At 52.6% G+C, this 24867-nt stretch carries 20 protein-coding genes; 2 read left to right on the top strand and 18 right to left on the bottom strand.

The window, feature by feature from the left end:
• Position 1: 1 nt before the first annotated feature.
• The 8 genes from KI215_RS06395 to KI215_RS06360 all read right to left on the bottom strand — a co-directional run bounded on the left by KI215_RS06395 (position 2) and on the right by KI215_RS06360 (position 11929).
• Positions 2 to 1741: a serine/threonine-protein kinase gene (locus tag KI215_RS06395; RefSeq protein WP_212774717.1), complete on the bottom strand. Its 1740-nt coding sequence runs from the start codon at positions 1739 to 1741 to the stop codon at positions 2 to 4.
• 123 nt (positions 1742 to 1864) lie between these two features.
• Positions 1865 to 3136, bottom strand: a complete 1272-nt coding sequence (locus tag KI215_RS06390; RefSeq protein WP_212774716.1) for a ribonuclease H-like domain-containing protein — start codon at positions 3134 to 3136, stop codon at positions 1865 to 1867.
• A gap of 170 nt (positions 3137 to 3306) precedes the next feature.
• The gene (locus KI215_RS06385; RefSeq protein WP_212774715.1) at positions 3307 to 5133 is read right to left on the bottom strand and encodes a serine/threonine-protein kinase; all 1827 of its coding nucleotides are present in this window, start codon (positions 5131 to 5133) and stop codon (positions 3307 to 3309) included.
• A gap of 499 nt (positions 5134 to 5632) precedes the next feature.
• Complete coding sequence (locus KI215_RS06380) at positions 5633 to 6379, bottom strand: SDR family oxidoreductase (RefSeq protein WP_212774714.1); 747 nt, start codon at positions 6377 to 6379, stop codon at positions 5633 to 5635.
• Between the two features lie 158 nt (positions 6380 to 6537).
• Positions 6538 to 7461, bottom strand: a complete 924-nt coding sequence (locus KI215_RS06375; RefSeq protein ID WP_212774713.1) for a GNAT family N-acetyltransferase — start codon at positions 7459 to 7461, stop codon at positions 6538 to 6540.
• 487 nt (positions 7462 to 7948) lie between these two features.
• The gene (locus KI215_RS06370) at positions 7949 to 10216 is read right to left on the bottom strand and encodes a DEAD/DEAH box helicase (RefSeq protein WP_212775090.1); all 2268 of its coding nucleotides are present in this window, start codon (positions 10214 to 10216) and stop codon (positions 7949 to 7951) included.
• Between the two features lie 151 nt (positions 10217 to 10367).
• The gene (locus tag KI215_RS06365; protein WP_212774712.1) at positions 10368 to 11234 is read right to left on the bottom strand and encodes a cation diffusion facilitator family transporter; all 867 of its coding nucleotides are present in this window, start codon (positions 11232 to 11234) and stop codon (positions 10368 to 10370) included.
• Positions 11235 to 11746: 512 nt separating this feature from the next.
• A complete protein-coding gene (locus tag KI215_RS06360) occupies positions 11747 to 11929 on the bottom strand; it encodes a hypothetical protein (RefSeq protein ID WP_212774711.1) in 183 nt (60 codons plus the stop codon).
• 483 nt (positions 11930 to 12412) lie between these two features.
• Here KI215_RS06360 and KI215_RS06355 point away from each other — a divergent pair, with 483 nt between their 5' ends.
• A complete protein-coding gene (locus KI215_RS06355) occupies positions 12413 to 13717 on the top strand; it encodes an SLC13 family permease (protein WP_212774710.1) in 1305 nt (434 codons plus the stop codon).
• Positions 13718 to 13861: 144 nt separating this feature from the next.
• Here the strand turns inward: KI215_RS06355 and mdcH are convergent, their stop codons facing one another.
• From mdcH to speB, 10 genes are all read right to left on the bottom strand, one after another.
• Positions 13862 to 14788 (bottom strand): malonate decarboxylase subunit epsilon, encoded by a 927-nt coding sequence (mdcH, locus tag KI215_RS06350; protein ID WP_212774709.1) that lies wholly within the window; start codon positions 14786 to 14788, stop codon positions 13862 to 13864.
• Positions 14788 to 15423, bottom strand: coding sequence for a malonate decarboxylase holo-ACP synthase (locus KI215_RS06345; RefSeq protein WP_212774708.1), 636 nt, complete (start codon positions 15421 to 15423; stop codon positions 14788 to 14790). The genes mdcH and KI215_RS06345 overlap by 1 nt, the downstream gene beginning before the upstream one ends.
• The gene (locus tag KI215_RS06340) at positions 15414 to 17114 is read right to left on the bottom strand and encodes a biotin-independent malonate decarboxylase subunit beta (protein WP_212775089.1); all 1701 of its coding nucleotides are present in this window, start codon (positions 17112 to 17114) and stop codon (positions 15414 to 15416) included. Before KI215_RS06340 ends, KI215_RS06345 begins: the two co-directional genes overlap by 10 nt.
• An 8-nt stretch (positions 17115 to 17122) precedes the next feature.
• Positions 17123 to 17416 carry a malonate decarboxylase subunit delta gene (locus tag KI215_RS06335; RefSeq protein WP_212774707.1) on the bottom strand — a complete coding sequence of 98 codons (294 nt, stop codon included), beginning with the start codon at positions 17414 to 17416 and terminating at the stop codon, positions 17123 to 17125.
• Positions 17417 to 17437: 21 nt separating this feature from the next.
• Positions 17438 to 18328 (bottom strand): triphosphoribosyl-dephospho-CoA synthase, encoded by an 891-nt coding sequence (locus KI215_RS06330; protein WP_212774706.1) that lies wholly within the window; start codon positions 18326 to 18328, stop codon positions 17438 to 17440.
• Between the two features lie 5 nt (positions 18329 to 18333).
• On the bottom strand, positions 18334 to 19989 hold the full coding sequence (gene mdcA, locus KI215_RS06325) for a malonate decarboxylase subunit alpha (protein WP_212774705.1): 1656 nt from the start codon (positions 19987 to 19989) through the stop codon (positions 18334 to 18336).
• An 83-nt stretch (positions 19990 to 20072) separates the two neighbouring features.
• On the bottom strand, positions 20073 to 20729 hold the full coding sequence (locus tag KI215_RS06320; RefSeq protein ID WP_212774704.1) for a GntR family transcriptional regulator: 657 nt from the start codon (positions 20727 to 20729) through the stop codon (positions 20073 to 20075).
• A gap of 377 nt (positions 20730 to 21106) precedes the next feature.
• On the bottom strand, positions 21107 to 21877 hold the full coding sequence (locus KI215_RS06315) for an AMP-binding protein (RefSeq protein WP_212774703.1): 771 nt from the start codon (positions 21875 to 21877) through the stop codon (positions 21107 to 21109).
• Positions 21856 to 22302: an AMP-binding protein gene (locus KI215_RS06310; protein ID WP_212774702.1), complete on the bottom strand. Its 447-nt coding sequence runs from the start codon at positions 22300 to 22302 to the stop codon at positions 21856 to 21858. Before KI215_RS06310 ends, KI215_RS06315 begins: the two co-directional genes overlap by 22 nt.
• A 360-nt stretch (positions 22303 to 22662) precedes the next feature.
• The gene (speB, locus tag KI215_RS06305; RefSeq protein ID WP_212774701.1) at positions 22663 to 23640 is read right to left on the bottom strand and encodes an agmatinase; all 978 of its coding nucleotides are present in this window, start codon (positions 23638 to 23640) and stop codon (positions 22663 to 22665) included.
• A gap of 400 nt (positions 23641 to 24040) precedes the next feature.
• On the opposite strand from speB, the gene KI215_RS06300 reads away from it, so the two are divergent.
• Positions 24041 to 24787 (top strand): CAP domain-containing protein, encoded by a 747-nt coding sequence (locus tag KI215_RS06300; protein WP_246512218.1) that lies wholly within the window; start codon positions 24041 to 24043, stop codon positions 24785 to 24787.
• Positions 24788 to 24867: the final 80 nt, after the last annotated feature.

The following is a 24867-nucleotide window of genomic DNA, read 5'->3' as shown; positions in this document are numbered from 1 at the left end:
CTCACCTCTGTACTTCTCGGGATGGCGGCTGTGGTGTTTGGGTCAACACCGTTTGTCTCATCGCACTGATTTTCGCAGACGACAGTTGGTCGGCTGGAAGCGGATGAACCAGTGTCGCCGCATTTCTGCCCTGTTGCAAATAAACGATCAGCCCGTGGTCAACGGAGACGGACACAATTGTATTACGACCCGGACGCAACCTTTGTTTGAATGATTGCTTCCGTAACGGTACCGGTTGCCGCCCCATACGAAACAGTGTCATCCCGTCTGACTTCACCAACAAACGCAACGGATCGCCCTGATTTAGCTCCCATTCCATGATCAACTGCGCTTGCCTGTCGGAGCGCGGACGATACGTCAGCGAAATCGGCGCATCCGTCCGAACGGTGGCCACACTGCCGGCCCCCAGTGTCCACTTGCCTTCCTTGATTAGGGCTTCTCCTCGCACCAACGACCAGGGAAGACCTTCGTTCCAGGAAGCAGCTACATCCCCGGATCGTGCCAAGGATCGAACGACACCCTCCGTTATGCTCACCCCATCACCTCCAGACAAATTCACTTCAGTAGGAACCGAATCAATGGACGGGGCGGCTGCCATCCACTTCCATCCCCCTTCCGGGTCGGACAGCACAAACCGAACGGGCTGCCGTGGAAGCAGCAGGATCTCCATCTGTGCTTCATAGGTTCCGGTTTCGCCCGACTCCCACACCTCCCAGATCAACGGCTTCTCCTCTTTTTGAATCGTAATGGTCGGAGCATCCGGAGTGGAGCCCAACCGAACGACCAATGGCCAACCACTTTCCGGGACACTCACGTGAAAACGGATCCATGCACCGTCAGTCGCCTTGAAAGTGACGGGTTGAAACGAGCCGCTCCCGTCAAACCGCATGGCAGAAAAAGGCAAATCCACATTCTGCCCCTGTTGTGCAATGACGGTCTGATCAAACGGTTTCTTCTGCAGAGAAGCTTGCGAGGCGACCTGATACCCCACGATGGCGCCAAAAACCAAAAGAGCGGCCATAGATGTGGAGAAAACCACCCGCTTGGAGATGCGTTTATTCTGCACATGGGCTCTGTTCCACTGAATTTTTGATGCTTTGGATAAAATTTCCGATATCCCTTTATCCATATCAAAACAATCCCTGACCAGGGGTTGCATCTCCGGAGGAATACGATGCTGCACACGTTCCCATTGTTTTTCCAACCTGTTTCGGTCCGGTCTTTCTCCCGTCAGCAGAAAAAACAGTAATTCTCGCCACCGTTCATCTTCTTGGTATCCACTGAAATGCTTGAAATGGATGACCAACAGATAGGGATGATCCCCATCCATGATGATATTGCGGGGATCCAAGGTGGTTCCCAGGGGTAACGGCAACCGGTTGAGATCGAGCAAGGTCCGAAGTAATTTTCTAAATATCTCTAACGATTTCATCGGATGCATCACGTTTTTTTCATTTACAAGCAGGGACAGCGGTTCGCCTGTCAACGGGGGATGGACCAACACCACCGAATCGGCCTCTTCCAAGACATCAACAATCTTTGGCAGATGGGGATGATCCAAGTGACGAAGTACCATTTCAAACCCCGGGGGCAATGCGCGACGTAACTCGATTTCCTGAAGAATATACCTTGAGCCGTCCAATGTTCTGGCCATCAGCAGCTGGCCGGAGAAAAACGTGATCACATCTTCAATGCAAAACTGAGCGAGATAATTTTTTTGTGAAGGATCAGCCGAAAACAACCCATTCCCCCCTAAAATACAATTATTGTAAATGAAATATTTATAATTTATAATCCATACATAATCGTAGAATGCTTGACAATAAAAATCAATAAAAAAACGGGACCCTGGTCCCGTTTCGATTCAGATCCCCAAATCCAATTGACCCACATGATGGTGTCGATTCGTCAATTTCTTTAATAATCTGCGTTCCCGCTTGCGCGCGTCCTCCCATTCATTCCGCCATTCCCGGGAAAACGATCTCCCCATCAGCCTTTTCGCTCCAAGCACTTCCAGCGCCTTCTGTGTCATCTGCAACGCCTGCTCAAAGTCCCGCGCCTGATGTTCGTAGTATTTGGCCAGTTCGATCCAACAAAAGACGGACCAAGGATCGTCCTCCAACCAACGCTTCCAATGTGGTACCACAGTTTCCCACGCATCGGCCCGTTTCCAGAGCACGCTCAACAACCGTCTTGCTTCTCGGCGTAACGAAAGGGGCAATCCGCTTTCCCGGGAAAGCGGGACCAACCATGCTTCCGCTTCAGTGTCTTTTCCTGCATCGATCCACCAACGTCCGATTGCCAGCCGTTCTTCGGGGGATCCCTCCACTTCGCCGTGGACGAGATGACACAGATGAGCCAGCAACCCCACCAGCGTCATCAGATCCTGCTCATTATGACGAAACACACCGTCCAACAGTGTCAAATCATGATGGCGCAAATAATCGAAGTACAGAGCGGGAGCCAGTCGCCCCGGTACATCATCATGACGTTGAATCGCCAAACATTTCTCCTCCACTTCGCTCAAACGACAACCCGGCAGACCATGACGCCATAAGCGACGTGCAGGATATAGCAAATCCCAGTGCCGCCATTCCGGTAAAAAAGAACGGTGGGGCATCCGGTGGAAATCGTACCGCGTCTCCACCAGCCCCCAGTCAAACCCTTTGCCGTTATAGGTGACCAACACGCGAAACGACCGAACCGCCTCGGCGAAATCCAGCAACAGCGCCCTTTCCTGTGAGACATCCGGCAGAAAATAATGCTCCACCACAAACGCGCCGTCCCGATAATACCCCAGCCCGTACAAAAACACGTATGTACCGGCACCCGTCCCCAAACCCGTTGTCTCCGTGTCGAAAAACAGAATTTCCACTGGTTCCACCGGCTGATCCGATCCATCCGTCAAACGGGCGAATTCCGAAAGCATCTCGTCGGACAGCGAGCCCAGCTGATAGGGACCCACCCGTTTTTCCAATGAAAAAACGCGGCGCCGAAACAAATAGCGGCCTTGTTCGTTTTCCCGCCACACAAATCCCAATGGTGCTTTCTCCGGGATGCACGTTCGGTTCGCAGAGGACGATTCTTCTCTTTTGCTGCCGTGATACGTACGCAATCGGTCACGCAGGGTTCGCATGGGGTACCACTCCGTTTGGTTATCCATCTTTGGTATCGGATTCACATTCATTGTAGTGGAAAGGGGCAGGTGTTTCCACAACCACCGAATATGAAATCGGGACCGCTTTCCCGTTCGATCGCCTTCAATGAAAGCGAAACGGGAAAACGGTCCCGATAGTGAAACCATGCTCAAGGCGAGACCAATAAATCGATCGCATCATGATTGATCAAGTCCAACTCTTCCAACGAAATGGGAACTGCGTGCGTGTATACGATTGTTCCTACATGACCGGATTGCTTCACGCGGATGGTTAGCACATTGGAATCCCCTGAAACGGTCACCGACGTTTCCTGATCCGTTTGCCACTTCCATCCCAACGGACTGTCAGCCACCTTCTTGATTTCCTCATCCAGTCGGTACAACACCATCCGATCTGAGCGCGTCAATACAAACCGGAACCGATGACCGTCCGCATTGTCCATCTCCAACTGCAATGGATCGCCGCGAAAACCGGTTGGCCTAAGAAAAGAAAGCGCACCCGCACGTCCCAATTTCACTTGGACGTTCGTGTTCAAATGAAGCCGCTTGGGTTCCACGACACCTTTTCCATATACCAAATCCCACGGTTGACCCTGCATCCACTCACCGGCAGCGGTTCTAGCCGCAGAGCCTGTTGATGTTTCCACGTTGCTCAACTTCGTGGCCTGCCCACCCTGGAATGTCAACACGTAGACCGATTCCGGCGGAACGACTCCGGCCGCCAGCCATTGGGCACTTTTTCCTTTCTCCCCGATCGCAAACCGTAAGGGCTCTTCCGGTATGTAATAAAAATGCCATAAATAAGTCCGATTGGGCAGCACGCGAAATTCCTCATCGGATCGCGAAAGGGTATAGGATTTGCCCGATTTGGCCATCACCAGATTGATCCGGCCTTCACCATCCACCTGTACGCCGAACATTTGACCCTGACCCGCTTGGGCCAGCGTAATGGTAAAGGGCTGGTTCTCCTTTTGTTGCAATTCACCCGTCAGATGTGTCGGGCCCTGTACGGGATGCGGCCACCGATACACTGATTCGCTTTCTCCTGTGAACGGAACCGCAGACACCCGGGTTGCGACATCCGGTTGGCGGAATTGCGTCGCACTGGCTGTTCCCATCTGTGTACCTGTGTGATTAGATGAGACGTCACGGTCGCGTTCACTCCGGTTCATCCACTGTTGGAAAATATGAGTCGGGTTGGTCTTCGAATCAGCCACCTGTATTCCCAGCAGACCCCCCACCGCAATGATCGCCGCCGTCAGCGCCGGGTACCAAAAACGTCGCCGGTAGTGGAACGATTTTTTCATTTTCGCTTGCAGCAGAAATTGTCGCGCACGTTTGATCGCTTCGCTCATCGAGCATGTCCCTTCCAAACAATCCAATGCCAACTGGCGGACTGGCCGGGGCACTTTCCGCAACGCTTCTCTCGTCTCGGCCGCATTCATTTCGGGATGCCATTGATTTCCGGTCAACAAAAAATACAAGAGGGAACGCCACTTCTCGTCTTTTCGTGTTTTCCCGAAGCGTTTGATACCGTAAAACAACAACATCGGTTGTTCTTCCACCATGCACACATTGCGCGGATCCAACGTGGTATCAATGGGAAGGGGCAATCGATTCAAATCCCGCTTCGTCTTGAGCAACCGTTCAAATACGCGCACTGCTTGTATCGGGGACATCGGTTGCTCTTTCGTCACCACCAGTGGAAGGGGATCCCCTACCAACGGCGGATGGACGAGCACCACTCGGCCTTTTTCCTCCATCACGTCCAAGATGGGAGCCAAATGTGGGTGCCGCAATTGGAGCAGCATTTCCTTCGATCCTGGCGGCAAGGGTCTGTCAATGGTGATGTCCTGCAAAAACACTTGTGTTCCTGACCGCGATTTGGCCAGTACCAAGCGACCGGAAAAAAAAGATAAAACGTCTTCTACCTGAAAGCGCTCGTAATACCGAGCGCTATCGCTCATTTTGTCCATGTCGTTCCCTCCTTTTCGCACCATCTCCGCCAAGTAAAAAGAGCCCTCCGAATGAAAAGGACGGCACTCTTATCCTATCTGTCAACTCGGTAAAAATCAACCCAGGACATTCATACTATTTAACTCTAGTACAAAAAAAATAATACTTACCATCCCCTTGAAAACAGGCAAATTGTCTGATAAACCTACTTTCTAAGCAAAAATATGGGAATAACAGGGTTCATTTGGAATCTTAATGTTTCATTGTAAGATTGAAACTTATGGAGGCATTGAGGAGGGCAATTCTAGAGCACAAAGGAATGTTGACTAAATCATGCGAAATCAATCAGCATTAAACCACCTTGCGAAAAATATCACGGGAGCCGCTTCCGCCACTGGTGTAATACATAACGGAAGGAGGCTCCCGTACTAATTTCTCTTATCGGGTAAGCCTTTTCTCTCGCTCCTGTTTCGAAAAGATCATAGGTCGCTTGTGGAAAAGGCCATCTACCTCTTCAATTTATTTTTTTTGCACGGGACGCACGATGACTTCATTCACGTTGACATGCTCCGGCTGAGACACTGCGTAAACGACGGCGGCGGCGATATCCGCGGCATCCAGGAATACCATATCTTTGCTTCCTTTGAGGAACGTATCCCGCACTTCCTGATCGGTGATGTGCTGAGTCAACTCGGTTGCCACCGCACCCGGTGAGATATTGGTCACGCGGATGCCCAACCGGGACAATTCCTTCTCGATCCCTTCAGAAAAAGCACGCACCGCGAATTTGGTCGCACAGTACACGGCTGCGGACGGAAAGATCTCGTGTCCGGCAACCGAGGAAACGTTGACGATATGGCCGCTTCCTTGCTCCAGCATTGTCGGCATGACGGCATGGACACCGAACAGTACCCCTTTGATGTTAACGTCCACCATGCGCTCCCACTCGTCCACATGGTCGTTTTTCAAGTAGGACAACAGCATGACCCCGGCGTTGTTGACCAGAATATCCACCCGACCGAATCGTTCTTTCGTTTTTTCCACCAACTGCTCCACGTCTGACCGTTTCGTCACGTCAGTGGGTACGACCAGAGATTGTGCACCTGTTTCCCGCCCGATCGTGGCAGCCAACTTCTCCAGACGATCGGTCCGGCGGGCAGCCAGTACAACATCGGCCCCCGCACGGGCCAGTTCCAGCGCAGTTGCTTCCCCAATTCCACTGCTGGCTCCGGTCACGATGGCCACTTTCCCTTTTAATTCAGCCATGCTGAATCTCCTTCCCTTTTAGAAGTCACTGACGATTTTATTCTATCGAACTCTGACCGGCTCGTCCAATTATGAAACGATCTCGCTATGGTTAGCATTTTCACGCTGAACCTTAGTGTCAAATTCAATGGAACAGGCTAGAGTTTGAGCATGATATATCAGCCATATGACCGGTCAGAGACGGCGAACAAATGGTTTCGCGGCGGCATCCTGTAGACGCCAGACATCATAACCGGCGCGATTCTGGCCAGTTTGAAGCCGCATCTCATCAAAAATCTGATGAGATCTTGGTGAACAGATGGAATATTAATTTGAATTTTTCCTTGGTACCTACGGGCGATATCATCGATGAGCAGGAATGCCAACCGTGAATCGGGAGCAACGACCGGACCGATGACAAGAAGTTCCGGTGTTGGGACAGCAAGCGCATAACCGGTGCAACGGCCAGCGTGGTTTCGAAGGATGGAAGTGTACTTGGCTTGCCTAAGCCGAAGATTCAGAAACTTAGAACGGTCTGCACCAAATGCTTCTTGATCCAGTTTCAATAATTCGGGCAGATCCTGTTCGTCTATGGAACAAAACTGAGTGTATTGCATTTGCAAATGGGCCGGTCTTTGATACTGATATTCTCCTGCTATCATCCTGTGTAGTGTGTCTACGGTCCGAAAACCCAACTTCTCATACAGCGGTTTCCCCTCATCGGTTGCCACCAGCATGACCGAATATTCCGGAACAATGTCCATACATGTTTGAACCAATCGCGTTGCCAATCCTCTTCTCCGGTAACGGTAATCCACCATAACGACTCCGAGTGAAGCCAAATTCCCCTGATAAGGTAAAATGGCGGCGGTGGATACGATCGTTCCTTCACCGCTCCGGTGCCCTAATAGGTTCCCGGCTTGCAGAATCATCCGGATCTCCGACTCAGCATATCCCCGTTCCAGCAGGTTTGACAAACGGACAACATCGTGAACGTCCGTCTCTGTCAGTGTTTCTATCGTGAGAACCTCGCTTTTGATCGATTTTTCCGTGATCATTTCCGTATTTTTTTCTCCCTTTTCAATATGTCGTGCTCCTTGCAATAAACCATCTCCGGATCTCCATCAACCAGGTTGTCGTTTTGTCCTCTTTCCGAAGGCACGTCAGAAATTCACGCTTCCGGTAGCAGATCACTGATACAACGATCTCGGCCAGTGCCGGAAGATCTGGAGCCCGGATGATCATACCTTTTTTCTCCCTTGCACGGGTATTTTCCCATCATGTTTTTAAAACAGCGTTCAGGCACGGTTAATATTATTTGTTATATCAACGAACCCATGAATCATCCCGTTCATTTGAGCGTCTGAACTTGTCATGTTATGTCCGACAGCGGGCTCTGTTTCATTGTGGGCATTGTCCTGTTCTTATTTTCGGAATTTATGGATAATCAAAGCGGTATGTGGGTATATTCAACCCCCTTGAGCATATTTACGCACCCTTTTTGTGATGCATCTACTCAAGGGGGCACGGATCCACTTGGACGATCCATGATCCTATGGCATAATCCGGGAAAAGGGCGATCCAGCGTTGTCAACGAGAAAAAGGACTCCCCGCAGCCGACGGCTCCAACATCAATTCCAGCAACTCCAGCGTCTTGCGCTTCCCTTGCTCCCCAACTTCTTCCGCAGGACCAACACAGGAGGGACAGCCCGTCTCGCACCCGCAACTGGCCACGTGTTCCCGCGCCAAATGTAACAATGTCTCATGCAGATCGTAGAGCTTGTCACTCAAGCCAACCCCGCCCGGATATTTGTCATACAGAAAAATGGTCGGTTTTTTGGAATGCACTGCTTTTACCTGTGTCACCACACCCAAATCTTTCGGATCACACATCAGATACAACGGTGCCAGATGAGAGAGCACATGGCTCAACCCCACCAACCCCGATTGCAAATCGTCCTGTTTCCATGCTTGCAATGCGGGATGATCCACCGTCAACCAATACGCTGTCGTGTGCATCTCCTCTTCCGGCAGTCGGACCGGTCCCGATCCGATATTCTCGTGAGTCCCCAACTTGATCTTTTTGAAAATAGTGACCAAGGCGTTCACCGTCACCTCGCCTACACTGCGGGTACCACCCGTTACCGGCTCTTCGCGTTCCACCTCCAGAACACGCAACTGAACGGCCAGATTGGCATCGGTGTAGTAATCGACGTTTACTTGCCGGACGTACGCTTTTTTCTCTTCATAGTCCAATTTCTCCACCTGGTACTGTACGCCCTCGTGCAGATAGATCGCTTCTTCGTGCAGCAACATCGGTGCGCTGAATCGATCCACTTCACCGATGACACGGGGTTTGCCCGTCACGGAGATATCGATGATGACGAAATTTTCCTGTGCCGCTGAACGCAGACTGATTTCCGTTGCCGGGAATGATTGGTCCATCCAGTACCAGCGCCCGCCGCTTTCATGCAGGATGCCTTCCTCTGCCAGGAAGTTCAAGATCTCTTCTGTCCCGGCGACACCGAACTGTTCCCCGCGTTCAAACGGCAATTCATACGCGGCGCATTTAATATGGTTGACGAGGATGATCAGGTTGTCCGGGTGAATCAGGGCATGCTCCGGCGTCTGACGTAAAAAATATTCCGGGTGCTGGATAATGTACTGATCCAACGGACTGGATGAGGCGACGAGAAACGTCAACGACTTCCCGTGCCGCCGTCCTGCCCGCCCCGCCTGCTGCCACGTGCTGGCGATCGTCCCCGGATACCCACACATCACACACGCCTCCAACTGGCCGATATCGATCCCCAGCTCCAATGCATTGGTGCTGACCACGCCGCGAATTTCACCTTCCCGCAGCCCCCGCTCGATCTCCCTCCGTTGATTGGGCAGGTAGCCGCCACGGTACCCCCGGATGTTTTTCTTCGGCATCGCCTGTTGCAGATAGGTGAGCAACAATTCCACCCGTACGCGTGAACGGGCGAACACGATGGTCTGGATGTCGTTTTTGATCAAGCGTTCAGCCAGATTACGTGCCTCCAACAGACTGCTTTTACGGATGCCAAGTGATGCATTTACCACCGGGGGGTTGTAAAAGACGAAATGCTTCTCGCCCGACGGTGCTCCGTTATTGTCCACCACGCGCACCGTTGTACCCGTCAGCTTTTCAGCAAACTCCCGCGGGTTGGCGATGGTTGCCGAAGAACAGAGAAACTGCGGATTCGAGCCGTAATGACGGCAAATGCGCCTCAATCGGCGCAACACATTGGCGAAATGGCTGCCGAACACCCCCCGGTACGCGTGTAACTCGTCAATCACGACATACCGCAGGTTTTCAAAGAGCTTCACCCATTTGGTATGGTGCGGCAAAATCGCCTGATGCAACATGTCCGGATTGGTCACCACGATATGCCCCGCCTGGCGGATCGTCTGCCGTGCGGTAGGCGGTGTGTCCCCGTCGTATGTATAGCCCTTGATATCCCGCCCCAACCGCTCGATCCACCGGTTCAACTCCGTCATCTGGTCGTAGGCCAGCGCTTTGGTCGGAAAAATGTACAGCGCCCGCGCGGACGGATCTTCCAAGATCGTGTGCAGTACCGGCAGGTTGTAACACAATGTTTTTCCCGACGCCGTCGGGGTCACAGTTACGATGTGCTCCCCACTGAGTGCCGCCTCCACCGCGGTGGCCTGATGCGTATACAGTTGTGTGATCCCCTGCCCCTGCAACAAGCGAATCAGATCCGGGTGAAGCTTGTCCGGAAACGGTGCGTAATGGGCTTCCCGCGCCGGGATCACCTCCCAATGGGTTACGCAAGATTGCCATTCCTTCTCCCCACGCATGCGGTCGATCAGCATCTCGATGTTCACGCGCTTCGCCTCCTCTCTCCACTAGTGTAGCGGAAAACGGTAGGAAGCGGACCATCCTCCCAATAATTTCATTTCCACTTTCTTATTTGGATAGTAAAAAATTCTTACAAAGCAACCATAGGAATTCCAAACATCTTCTCTAGCGCTGTCTTTCATATTCCGGTTCGATATGAATCAAAACATGCGCTTGGGGAAACGCTTTTCGGATCTCTCCCTCGATTCGGTCACACAGGTCGTGTGCATCCACCACCTGCATCTGAGACGACACAACCAAGTGCAGGTCAATATGTTCTTCCGAACCGGATCTGCGGGTTCGCAGCGCATGATACTCCAGATATTCATCCGCAAAGGATTGCAAAATCTCCCGGATTCGCTCCTCTTCTTCCGGTTCCAACCGGACATCCAACAGGGGCAAAAACGATTCTTTCCCCAGCTGAACAGCTTCCCTCATGATAAACAATGCGATCGCGATCCCGATCAGGGGGTCCAGTATATACATGTCGGTCAGGCTCACCACAAGCAGACTGACAGCGACACCCACGGATGAGTAGACGTCCGTCAGAAGATGCAACGCATTGGACCGCATGGCAACCGATTTGGATTCCTCACCTACCCGTTTGACAATACGGCCCACGATCCAATTGATCAGGGCTCCGATCAGCATCACGACAACCCCGACGATGGGAAGGTTTATCGGTTCAAGTTCCGTCAATTTTTTCCCGGATTCAAAAATGATCCAGATCCCCGCGACTACGATGAGCAGGGTTTCGACGGTTCCGGAGAAATTTTCAAATTTACCGTGCCCGTATGGATGATCCCGATCCGGCGGCTTGTTGGATATACGAACAGAAACATAAGCGATGAGAGAAGCGATGAGATCAAGAGAAGAGTGAATCGCCTCGGATAAAATAGCGACCGATCCGGTAATGATGCCAGTCATGAATTTCAACAAGACGATTACAGTGTTACTGATGATGGATAACCCCGCCACACGATGGAGTTTCATAACTTCCCCCCATTCATGGTTCTTGTGAAAAAATTGGTGCGTATACAGGAAAGTTGCTTGCGGGAAACAAACAAAAAAACCGGTAACGCACTTGGCGTTACCGGTTTTTGGATTTTCGCATCCTATAGCCAAAACTTATCATCATATGAACCTCTTGTGACTTGCTCCACACGGGTGATCGCACCAGAGGCACTCCTTTTGGTCGCCGTGGCCTTCCCGCTCGCTTTATCAACGTGAGATTAGTTTCATTATAAAGTATTGGGGCGAAATGGAACAGATCCTTATTATTCAGGGACTTAAAAAAAGAGGAGGTTCTCCTCCCGGTAGAAGGTTTCTCCTCCCTCTTAATGAATCAACCTTGCCCCGGAATACCATCTAATGGGGCAGCGGAAATCTCATCCACCCAACACAGCTCATCACTTTCTTTCTCCTTACTTTCCTGGACAATGGCAGAAGGTACTTCATACATATCTCCCAGAACAGAAAAGAGCCCCTCTTGGTTGTCGCCTTTTTTAGTTTGGCAAGTCGGAAAAGCGCTTTGTATTCCAGCGTCTATTACGGAATACACGGGATAGTTCTAATGATTGTTTGTAAAAGTCATCTGAATCATTCCATTTTTCTTGTGATTGCTTCAAATCCCCCATCACCAAATGTGCATAAGTAAAGGCAATGGCATTGTTGGCACCTTTACCCAATCAAATCGCCCCATGCTTTTTTTGAAAAGAGGGATCCGGTATTCACGGTAGACGTTATGAGGTGACAACAATATTACAGACGTACAATATTTCCGGGTTTTATTGATTGACGATAAAAGCTAGATATGTTACTTTTTTGAATATAGGCAACTTATCAAAAAAAAGAGAAAATTGAACACCCAGACACCATTTGGGTACATGATAACCAGGTTCCGGTACGTTAAGACGGTTTTGCAGGACAAGACCGAAAAAAGCAGACTTTTTCGCCAATTTCCCCGGCCATAGATGGCGCAGATAATTTCATGTATCGCCCAAAACGCTGTTATTTGTCCATCTTTTCAAAATAGATAATATTTTATATATTTCTTGTCGACAATCGACTAAAAGGAGTTGATCAAAATGGTGGAATGAATGGGTGTTGGAATTAGTTGAGATGGCGTCCCCAGACTTTGAGAACAATTTCAAAGCTTAAAGGAGGATACCATGAGCGTAGAACTGGTTACAATCATCGTACTTCTGATCATGTTCGTCATCGGCTCGGTATTGCCGATCAACCTCGGCGTACTGGGCTTCGTCGCCGCTTTTCTCGTCAGCACCCTCATCAGCGATTTGAGCGTTAAAGACATCTATAGCGCCTTTCCGGCGAATTTATTCGTCACCCTTACTGGAGTCACCTATTTATTCGCCATTGCTCAGAACAACGGAACCATCGACTTGATCACTGGCTGGGGTCTCCGCTTGGTCAGAGGCAATCTCGGCCTCATCCCATGGGTCATGTTCGGTCTGTGCACCCTGCTCACCAGCGTTGGGACGTTAGGACCTGCCGCCGTTGCAATCCTCGCCCCGATCGCATTACGGTTCGCCGCCCGATATCACATCAGTCCTCTCTTGATGGGCATATTGGTCGTTACGGGATCCACTGCGGGCTCCTTCTCGCCGTTAAATCCCTATGGGGTGATCGTCAACGGCGTTATGCAATCGAGAAATTTACCTCATTCACCAGAAATGCTCTTCGTCAACGCCTTTTTCTACAGCATCGTCGTTTCGATAGTCATATTCATCGTTCTCGGCGGGCTTCGTTTGCTAAAAAGGCAAGACACTGCCCAGAGATACGCTGCGGCAACAATGGAGGACGCCTCCGGGGATACGAGGGGCACATCCGGAGACAGCACAGAAAAGCCAGCAGACAGGTTGACCCTGTATAAAGGGATCACCCTTGTGGGTATAGGCCTCCTTGTCGTGCTGGCTCTTGGTTTCGACATAGACATCGGATTTGCGGCGTTTGTAGTAGGCTTGACGCTGGCGCTGATCGCCCCCAGGAAGCAAGCCGGTGTCCTCGGGCGCATGCCGTGGTCGGTAATCCTTCTGATTACGGGAATCGTAACATACGTGGGAGTACTGGAGAAAACCGGGACCATCGACTACGTGACCCAGTTAATCGCCAAAGTGGGTAACCCCGTGATCGCAGCTCTCGCAGCGTCCTACGTGGGAGGGGTTGTCTCGGCCTTTGCCTCGACAACAGGTTTCCTGGCGGCCATCATCCCGCTAGCTGCTCCCATCCTGCAGGACCCGAGCATCTCATCCATCGGCGTAGTCTCAGCGATCGCTATCGCCTCCAGTATCGTTGACATTAGCCCCTTCTCCACAAACGGCGCGTTGTTACTCGCAAACGTGCAAGGGGTGAATGAACGTGTGTTTTTCAAGGAGCTCTTGCTCGTCTCCGCGATCATAGTCGCTCTCGGACCGGGGATCGCTTGGCTCGCATTCGTGTTGATGGGAATTGTGTGAGTTCCGTCCTGGGTCACAAAAAAACGCCTGTCAAGCGCCGGTTTTGATTGGGATCCACTGAAAAATCCCGGACTCCTCCATGTTGAGGAGTTCGGGATTTTTGTGCCCGTTAGGCAGTCGATTGGGTACCGCGTCCGCCGCCGATCACCTTGTTCGCCCCTTCTCCCGTCGGGTAATAATGACCGCTGAGTCTAGGCCGCTCTTCGTGACGGAGATGGAGCGAGCAGCGGGGAATGCGGCCGCGACGAGATCGGTGAGTACATGACCAGGCGGCATCTCCAGGAACAAGCGGGCTCCAAGTTCGAAGAACAATGTTGTGACTTCATGCCAGCGAACCGGGTGAGCGACACTCATCGCCAGATCTTCCCGGATCGCTTCGGGGTCCCGCAATGCGCGCGCCCTGCGGTTGCCGCCATATGGAACGACTGGTTCGCGAAAGTGGACTTCGTCGAGGGCGCGGGCGAGCTGGTAGGATACGTGCTGAAGCAGCGGGCAATGGGATGGAACGCTCACGCGTAGGATCTCCGCCCTGTGAGCTCCCGCGGCGCTTGCCATGGCAAGTGCCGCTTCAATCCCGGGGATGGAGCCGGCGATCGTGATCTGATCCGGCGCGTTCAGGTTCGCGATGAACACCGGCTCACCGACCTGCCCGATGAGCGAGGCCAAACGCCGTTCATCAAGCCCGATGACAGCAGCCATCCCATATCCTTGCGGAAAAGCGTTCTCCATCAGTTCGCCGCGCAGTTTGACCAATGAGAGCGCGTCCCGGAAGTCCAGCGCACCAGCGACGACGGCGGCCGCGAAAGCCCCGACCGAGTGGCCGGCGACCATGTCCGGCATCGCACCTTCGGCCTTCAACGCACGGGCCGTGCTGACTCCCGCAACAAATAATGCGATCTGCACCGCAGTGGTGGATGACAGCGCGGAATCCGTGTCGAAGGTGAAAATGTCCTTATCAAGTATCGTGCTCGCTTCTTCGAGTGTCTGGGTAATCACGGGGTGATCCGGCAGCTCATGGAGCATGTCAGGCTGTTGGGAACCTTGACCGGGAAACAGGAACGCGACGCTCATCAAATCCCTCCCGTTTCAGACCAAGGGTCGACAACCAAGCGTGGACCCTCCCGGGTCCGTAACAGCACCGGAGGTTTTGCACGTGCATATTCGGTCAATAGAACCGCCCCGCCGGGTGTTTCCAGTTGACCATCGACGCGAACGGGCAGCCTGGTGAAAGCTTCGGCAAACTGACGGGCAACCTTGATAGAGAGGCGGTTCGGAACAAGGATCACAAGGTCCAAGTCGCTGGCGGGAGTGGCGGTCGGTACACCGCTAGCGAGCTCAAACCCAACACTGCCTGTAGGGCCCCACCTGAACCCGCGAGTGGTCAAAAGCTCGTCGACCGATTCCAGCACATTCAACGCTCCAATTTGACGGGTTCGCGGACAGGTCCTCCATTTCTTCTCGGCGACCAGTTGCTCGGGGGTGATCCGTTCAACGATATCGTCAACAAGTACATAGGTGGCAAATCGCTGTCCCCGGGTCGGCCCACGAACTCCTACCGGCACCATGTCGTCGACCAACGGAGCACGGCGGACGACAACCAGCGGTGCCTGATCAAGCGCTTCATCAACCCATGAAGGCAGCGGTGAACAGCTGACAAGGCTACTTCGATCTCGGATCCATAACAGGTCGTGTGGAGCTAGTTCCATTGCTCCCTCATCCGCTCCCGTACTTGGATCGAGGCAGATCGACCGGTACGGGCCTCAACAGAGGTGAGTCGGTTGCTCAGGTCCCGTGGACCGGATCGAGCCGCAGCAATCGTGGTGGACAGCGTGTCGAGCACGCGTTGAATCTCTTTAACTCCGGGAGTATCGGCATCGACACCATCGATGAGCTCATCCACCGCTCCCAGGGAAGCAAAGGATCTGATATCGTAGGCGATCCCGGGCACTTTCTTTGCCATTTCCTCGAGCTCGGCGATGCTGCGGCGGGTGACTGTTGCCGCCGACTTCTTTGACATGACCTGCACTTGTACACCCGGATCGTCCAACGCAAGGATCCGATTGGCCTGCAGACCATGGGCCAGGAAGGCTCCCGAAATGGCTTTTCCGACGATGAGCGCGACCACCGGATGTCCGGCGAGTCTCGCTGTCGCGTACGCATCCATAGCCGCGGCACATGCTTGATGAATCCCGAGCAGCTCCTCGCGATATCCGTACGCCTGACTGGGTACGTCAACAATGGCAACGATCGCACGGCGCTTCCCATCCACATCTTCGTCGATCGCATCCCGGACTACCCGTGCAAGCGCCCAGCCTTCGTCCAACCCCACCTCGCCATGGCGGGCACGCGGGAAGCGATTGTCTGGATCCGGCTTGACGGAAATGAAACGTACACGCTCGTCACCCACTGTGGTGTCGGCACACAACACCGATGACAACCCGGTCGTCACCGGTCGTGATCCTCCGCACAGGGCTTCCAACCACACCCTTCCCCTACTCACGGGTCCTTTGTCATTGGTTTGTCCTTCCTGTCCACTCTGGCTTTTGACAGGTTCTTCGAACCCTTCGCCCCTTTCTCTTCCCCACCGCTCGCGCAACATCGACCCGTCGAGGGGTTTGTTGGGGTCGATTCCGGCCAGCCGGGAACGGTAGCGCTCCACCTGCTCGCTGCGGTGTTCGACAGGCACTCCGCGGCGGAAGGCTTCTTGCACCGCCCCGGTGATGGCTGTAACGTCATCCTCGACCAGAACGTCAGCAAAACCAGTTGCATAACGTTGGGCCCCGCCGACCGTGTTCCAGATCAGCTGTCGGTCGCTGGCATCGAATTCCCTGATTCCGGCCTCTTGTTCGATCACTTCGGGACCATTCAACCCAAGCCGGCCTTCCCGGGTCATGATGAGGGTGCTGCAAAGACCTGCAACAATGGACATCCCACCAAAACACCCCACCATACCGGGAATGACGCCAACAACGGGGATATGACGGCGCAAGGCAACAATGGCTGATCCGATTTCGGCAATGGCGAGCAGCCCGTAGTTGGCTTCCTGTAACCGTACTCCGCCGGTGTCGAAGATCAGGACAGGACGGGTGCGCCTCCCGTTCTCATTGTCCCGCAGTGCCAGTTCCAGAGCGCCGGCGATCTTCGCACCGGACACCTCACCGATGCCGCCCCCCTGGAATGCACCTTCTATCACAATGACGACGGCTGATTCACCGGCAATCAGCCCCCGCGCAACCACGACACCGTCATCGCTTTGCGGAACGATATTCTGTAGTGCCAGGTGCGGCGACTCCAAACGATCAAAGGGGCCGAGTATTTCCCGGAAGGTACCCGGATCCAGTATCGCCGCGGCACGGTCCCGCGCACGAAGTTCAACAAAGCTGGTTTTGAGCGGCATTTTGGCCGTCAAGACCGACACACCTCCAATCCCTGCAACAGCCGGAGCCAAACGACACCAGGAGTGGCCCCAAAGTCGTTGATCTCAATTCTAGCAGCCACATCGTGTTGGGCAAAGAACCGATCCACCACCGCCTTCCAAAGATCCCTGTACCCATCGAACCGGGTCCTGACAACGACACGGGCGCGCTGATCAGGCGACGGCTCGAACAGAATCTCCAAATCCCCAGAACCGACCACGCCGACATGCGCACAGCGAGGCAAGGGCGTTGTTGCTCTGTATTCAAAGGTCAATGTTTCCACACCGGTCACCTCCAAAGCATTTCATAGTCGGGTCACGCCGGCTGGTGTACGATCATGTTTGATCTCAAGATCCAAGCTGTCGAGGAACAATGCGGCGGCTAGCAGATCCGCACTGCCGCCGGGTGAGGCGTTCCGAGCTACCAACTCCCTGTCTAACCGATGAAGAGCATCCCAACCGGCCCGAGTGGATGTTCCGCCGGCAGCGATGACGGCCCTTGCCCCGCATTTGGCTGTCATCAATGCTTCAGTACCCCCGCGGTGCAACAAGCAGGTATCATCCAAGTGGGCGATGATGGCCACCAAAGCGTCAAGCCTTGCGAAGGTTTCCGGAATCCCGCGGCTGCGGGCCGCCCACAGCACCGGCAAAGCGATCTCGACCACATGCGGGAAACCCTGCCGGGCCTCGCCGATTGCGCCTGGCACACCGTATCGTTGTCGCACGCGGAAACCCTTGGACGTCCTCTTCGCTGGGGAAAACCGGTCGGGGTAACGAGCGATCTCACCAGCAAGAGCGGCGATCTGTCGCGCGGATGCCCCCGGCCCGCTCATCGCCGCCCCCGCCGTGAGCAGTCCGAGTGCCCAGATCGCTCCCCGGTGGGTATTGATGCCGCCGGTCGCTGTCAGCATCACCTTTTCCCCGTCGCGGCCGATGGCAGCTAGTTGTTCGCGAAGAACTTGACTGGGCTTCTGTCGAAACGCGGTTAGAGCGATCCTGGCAAATGTACCGCGCAGCACCTGTGCGGAGCGGCACATCAGCTCGAAATCCATGTCAGTGTGGGCCCCGGAGCTGTGTTGGTCGACGAGAGCCGGCTTCGGGGTGAGTCTGGCTTCTTCAATGAGGGCCCTCACCGCCAAATCCGCAATCTGCTCGCTGCATTCCGCGGCGTCGTTCCATAAGGGCTGACGTTCCATTCCCATCACCAACTGCGGAGATGCGCTGGTGGTTTGTACAATCCCCCGGACCAGTCCACAAGCTCTTCGATGCTCTTGGCCGCCAGCAGGGAACGCTTCGCATCGGTTCGACGGATACCCAGATCTTCCGGGAAAGCAACCAATCCGTCGCGGCGTAATCGGTCGTTGAGACGAGAATCATGTTGCCGTCCGATCGGCGTGACCCCGGCCACCGCAGCCAGCGCCTGACGGCGCTCTGTTAGGTCGCGTGCCTTGTATAAATACGCAATCCCTTCTTCTGTGACGACGTGTGTGACATCTTCGCCGTAAATCATAATCGGGGTGACAGGAAGTTTCGCGTCCCGACCGACCTGGATCGCTTCCAGAGATTCCACAAATGTCGGGGCATTTCCCCGCTGGAAGGTCTCGACCATTTGTACGACCAGCTTACGTCCGCGAACAGTCGGGCTTTCCGAAGTAATCAAGCTGAGCCATGCAGGAGATGCGTGCCGGCGGCCATGCGGGTCGTGACCCATATTCGGGGCACCGCCGAACCCGGCAAGCCGCCCCAGTGTAACAGTCGAGGAGTTGCCATCGCCATCCATCTGCAAGGTAGAGCCAATGAAGAGATCGACGGCGTATTGACCGGCCACCTGCGACAGCAACCGGTTGGACCGCAAGCTACCGTTGTGTCCGGTGAAGAATACATCCGGACGTGCGGCGATGTAATCCTCCATTCCCACCTCACTCCCGAAGCAGTGGATACTTTCCACCCAGCCGCTTTCGATCGCGGGAATGAGGGTGGGATGCGGGTTGAGAGTCCAGTGCCTGCATATCTTTCCACGCAATCCGAGCGACTCGCCGTACGTGGGAAGCAGCAATTCGATTGCTGCAGTATTAAATCCGATCCCATGGTTGAGAGAAAATACATGGTGACGTTCGTAGATCCCGCGAATGACCATCATCGCCATGAGAATCTGAACCTCGGTGATGTGGCGGGGGTCCCTGGTGAACAGCGGTTCGAGTTGGTACGGTTTGTCCGCGACGACGACAAAGTCGACCCACGAAGCCGGGATATCCACCCGGGGCAACTCATCGACCAATTCATTGACCTGGGCGATGACAATTCCGTTGCGGAATGCTGTCGCCTCCACGATGGTCGGTGTCTCCTCGGTGTTCGGACCGGTATAGAGGTTGCCGGCCGCATCCGCTTTGTCAGCGGCGACGAGTGCCACTGAAGGGGTAAGGTCCACGAACAGTCGTGCGTACAGTTCAAGGTACGTATGGATGGCACCGACCTCGAGCACTCCATCCTCCAGCATCTGTGCGACACGCAAACTTTGGGGCCCGGCATAGGAAAAGTCAATCTTTTTCGCAATTCCCTTTTCGAAAATATCGAGGTGCTCGGGCCTTGAAATACTGGACATGATCATATGGAGATTGTGGACTATGGTCGGGTCAACCTGATTAAGGGCCGCGGACAGAAATGTCGCCTGTTTCTGGTTGTTTCCTTCCAGCGCCACCCGGTCACCGGGTGCGAGAAGGGCCTCAAGGGCTTCGACGATTTTTTCGGTCGGCAAAACCCGCCCCTTCGCCAAGTGTCTGACTTTGGCAAGTCGACGCGCTTTTTCATCCCTTCGTCTCGTCCACGTGCGTTGCAGGTCCTGGGTCAACTCGGACATCCCACGTCATCCCCTTTCCTTTGCAGGGAATTGGGTTCTGGAAACACTAAAAATTCCTCTTAATCTTCTGATTATTCATGGAATCAGGATGATTGGAAGTATTTTTCCAATCGGTGAATAGTCCCACGATTGTGTGTGTCCAAAATTCGCTTTGCTCCCTCGACATCGCCCCGAAGCAAAACGTTGACAATTTGTTGGTGATCTTCAAGCGAGCGATCCAAGGTATTGTTCTCCCAGGAAAGTTTAATCATAACACGGAGCGGTGTAATCAGGCGGTCATAATGGGTTTCAATCAGTTTACTGCCGGCAAAATGGATGATGCATTTATGAAATTGCTGGTTCAAGTGGGAATAAGCTGCCTTATCTCTTTTCGCAACAAGCTCCCGCATCGAAGTAACGATCCTCTCCATTTCGGTCAAGGGAGTTGCCGACCGCCGGAGGTCAAAACGTTCCAAAGCCATCAGTTCCATCAGGTTGCGCAACTCAAGCAGGTCAATCAACTCTTCTCGCGAGTATTCTTTAACAAAAGAACCCCGGCGCGGCTTTCTCTCCACCAGACCGGCCACTTCCAAGATATAAAACGCTTCACGAACCGGAGCACGGCTCGTGCCGAACTGCTCCGCCAATTCACCTTCCCGCAGTTGTTCACCCGGTCCAAACTGGTTGTTTACGATTTGTTCAGTAATAAGGTTAGCGATTTGGTTTGGAAGGGAGCTGTCTATCCGCATCTTCGTGGTCATTTGCCAATCACCCGGACTTTTCCCTTTTTGTTTAGTCGATTGTCGACAGTTTACTGTGACAATAGCTCACTTGCCGAAAATCTAGATGTATCATTCCGGATGAACACCCTTAATTGGGCCCCGCCAGCATTTTAGGGTATCCGCCCCACCTAGGCCATTCCCATTGGCCTTTTCCCACTCTACAATTTCCACGCCAAGGATCTCAAACCCTTTTTGTCTGTGATCCCTTTTTTCCTCGGCTTCCTTGCTGATAGCATCGGTCAATTTGTAAAGACACAATCAAGCTCACTTTCTTGATGACGACCTTTCCATTTTCCTGTACAAACGCCACCCGCCTTCCTTGAGATCCAACAGTTGTCGAATGCGCTTGGGAACGGTTACCTGTCTTTTGGAATGCGGGACACTTCCATGGTGCTCGCTCCTTTACTTCCGCTTACGCCAAGGAAGTGATGTCTCTGAACGCCACGGCGACGGATGCCCAGGAAGGGATGTGCGTTGAGCAGAGCCCGTCTTTTCGCTTCTTCGCCGTTCCACTCCTCCTTCCACTCGCAAACCGTGTGTGGACCGTAGGTTTCTGTAAGACCGTATACATGGATGACCTGAGCCCCCATCTCTTCGACCCGCTCAATCACCGCCGGAGGCGGCGGGGATCCCGCCGTTACGATACGAAGCGGCCTGGGGAAGCGGTAGCCGGAAGGAGCATCAGCCGTCATCTTGATGATCACCGTGGGAGCGGCGCACATATGAGTCACCTTCTCATCCTCGATAAGGCGGAAGATGTCCTCGGACCGCACCTTTGGCAGACAGACGTGAAGTGCCCCCACCCCGGTGACGGCCCAGGGGAAGCACCAGCCGTTGCAGTGATACATTGGCAGGGTGTGCAGGTAGACACTGGAAGCATTTAACCCCGCCTCTACGATCTCTCCCATCGCGTTGAGATAGGCTCCCCGGTGAGTGTACATGACCCCCTTGGGGCGGCCCGTCGTACCGCTGGTGTAGTTGATGCTGATGGTCTGGTCCTCGTCATCCACCATGTAGACGAAAGGATCACCACTTCCCTCCTCCAGGAAGGCTTCATAAGTCCAACCCATCGCTAACGCCCCTTGCTCCCTCTGGCCGGTCCAGATCACCTGTTCCAAGTGTTCCAACTCGTTCCACACCGGTTCCAGTAGGTGACCCAACTCCCCGTGGGGATCAGGGCTTTAGCTTCGGAGTGCTGGAGAATGTACTTCACCTCCTGAGAAGAGAGCAGCCGGTTGATCGGCACCATCACGGCACCGATCTGAGGGACGGCGAAATAGGCCTCCAGAAACTCTACCGTGTTGGGAGATAACACCGCTACCCGGTCTCCCTTTTCAATCCCCGCCTTGTGCAGGGCGCTAGCCAACCGATAGACGCGGGATCCAAACTCCGCGTAGGTGAAACGGCGTTTCCCGTCGACGACAGCCGTTTTTTCCGGAAAAACGTGCAAGGCACGCTCCAAAAACATCATTGGAGTTAAGAGTGAACGATGAACTGGAAGACCGTCCCATTGCGCTTTGGACCACACTTTTTGGAACAACGGTTTCTCCATGACCTCTTCTCCTCCATCCCTTTAAGTCCGATTATAACAAAAGTTCAGTCAAATTCCAGAGTGTACAGCAGGGTGTCGCAAACAGAGGCGCTTAGTACTGTCAAACCGTCATCCTGGATTTAAATTGTACAAATGATCGTCACCCGATCCCGATGATGAATGTGGTGATCCTTGATAACCTGACAAACTGCCAATCGTTCTAATGAGGGTGGAGGAAGCGAGAAGTGTATTCCAGAGTCGCCACATGTAATCCCCCATTGTGTTCGTACTCCTGGAACAAAGCCCCCCACCCATCACAGGACCAAAAGGAAATTGCCATTTTCTATACATCATCTGTAGGCATCCAGATCCCTTATCTTCCTACTCGGCCACTTGCATTTTTGGTTGAATCCGATTCTTTTTCGCTAATGCTATTAACGTAATAAATTCATAGACGATATTGGAAGCAGCGGCGGCCGTAATTTGACCATGATCATAAGCGGGCAGCACTTCAACCAGATCAAATCCGACAAAATCGATTCCGGTTAACCCCCGTACCAATGCCAAAGCATCATCGATGCTCACTCCCGAGACTTCCGGAGTCCCTGTCCCCGGTGCATAAACGGGATCGAGGAAGTCGATGTCGAAGGATAAAAACACGGGGCCACTCCCTACACGCCGATGAATGATGTCGAGCATCTTTTCTACACCAACCCGTTTGAAGTCGTTGGTGGTATAGAGTTCCAATCCCAAATCCCGTGCATCCTGAAGATCCGTCGGACCGTATAGACCACCGCGCATCCCTATTTGAATAGAGCGGGACACATCCAGAAGCCCTTCCTCAATCGCCCGACGAAAAACGGTTCCGTGATTGTATTTTTTCCCAAAGTAGGAATCCCACGTATCGGAATGCGCATCAAACTGAAGCAACGCCACAGGGCCGTACTTTTTGGCAATGGCCCGCAATTCTCCCAATGTAATCGAGTGATCGCCACCCAAAACAATGGGAATAATCCCTTTTTCCACAACCGGAGCCAATCCTTCTTCAATCTTTTCATATGTTTCGGAAATATAACCAGGAACAACCGGAATATCGCCGTAATCCACTCCCGAAACATAATCAAAAATATTGATGTCTTGCTCTGGATTATACGGTCGCAACAGAATGGAAAAATCCCGGATCGCCTCAGGGCCGAATCTCGCCCCCGTCCGAAAAGATTGTCCCGTATCAAACGGAATCCCGGTAATAACAAAGTCCATCTGTTTGTCCAACTGTTCCATATAAGGAAGTCGCATAAACGTCCGAGGTCCACAAAAACGCGGTGACTCAAAAGAATCTTTGGGTTGATACTTTACCATATGAATCCTCCTCTTCAGTTGTTTGATTAAAAAAATATTGCAATTTTCGTGCCAAAACGTTGAGCAAAAAATACCGCATGAGAGCAGTAGTGGTTACGTTCTTCTATTCATCTTTGAATTGACCTGTTTTCATCATTGAATATCTGATTCAACTTGTCCATCCGGTAACACACGTTAAAAAAGGCGCTCCTCAAGCGGATCGCCTATACTTTACCTGTTTCCCTGCAACATCGTCCCAGTTCATGTACTTCATTCCCAAATCTCCCTAACCGCGAAACAAAATTCTCATTTTTCAACCAACTTCCAACCATTTCTACTTTATAGACTATCATCTTATGTTATCCTCTAAGAGAAAAGTTCAACGGAATCGTTGAGCCAACTGCAACAGGAGGGTTATTCTGTGAAGAATTATCGCTTTTTGACTTCATTGGTAATTGCGGGTGCGTTGGCCATTATAAGCCCGCTTACCACGTTTGCTGCAAGTAAGCAAGATCCGGGAACGGCAATTCAGCCAAACTCGTCTTTTTATAGTTACTGTATTCAAGTAGCTCTGAAGGATATCAATCTTGACCAACTCCTGAAGCAATACGGCATCCAAGTAGATATCCATGAGCCAATTCAAATTCAACAATATTCACCACAACAACCGACTCAAGCAATAGAACAACCACAACAAACCCAGCCGAACAAACAACCGGCAACAAATCAAACCGCACAACAAAAATCTTCCCAGTCGGCAGCTTCCGGGCAAAAACAAACCAGCTACACCCTGAGTGAATTTGAAAAACAAGTGGTTGACCTTACCAATAAAGAGCGAGCCAAATACGGACTGCCTGCTCTTAAAGTGGACCCGAAATTGAGTAAAATGGCACGTGACAAAGCAAAGGATATGCACGATAAAAACTATTTCGACCACAACAGTCCTACCTACGGCTCCCCGTTTGATATGATGAATCATTACGGCATTCAGTACAAAGCCGCGGGCGAAAATATTGCAATGGGACAACCCACCCCGCAAGAAGTGGTAAATGACTGGATGAACAGTAAAGGACACCGCGAAAACATCTTGAATAAAAATTACAATTATATTGGTGTAGGTTATGTAAAAGACGGAAACTACTGGGTACAAGAGTTTATAGGGAAGTAAGCCGGTATGAAAAACATGCAGCTCTATAGAGGGCTGCATGTTTTTCGTTAAAACGATGGGATTTTCAGAGGGATGCCTTG

Origin of the sequence: Polycladomyces abyssicola (genome assembly GCF_018326425.1) — a bacterium.
In the GTDB taxonomy this organism is placed as follows: domain Bacteria; phylum Bacillota; class Bacilli; order Thermoactinomycetales; family JIR-001; genus Polycladomyces; species Polycladomyces abyssicola.
This window is presented reverse-complemented; position numbering and strand designations above follow the sequence as displayed.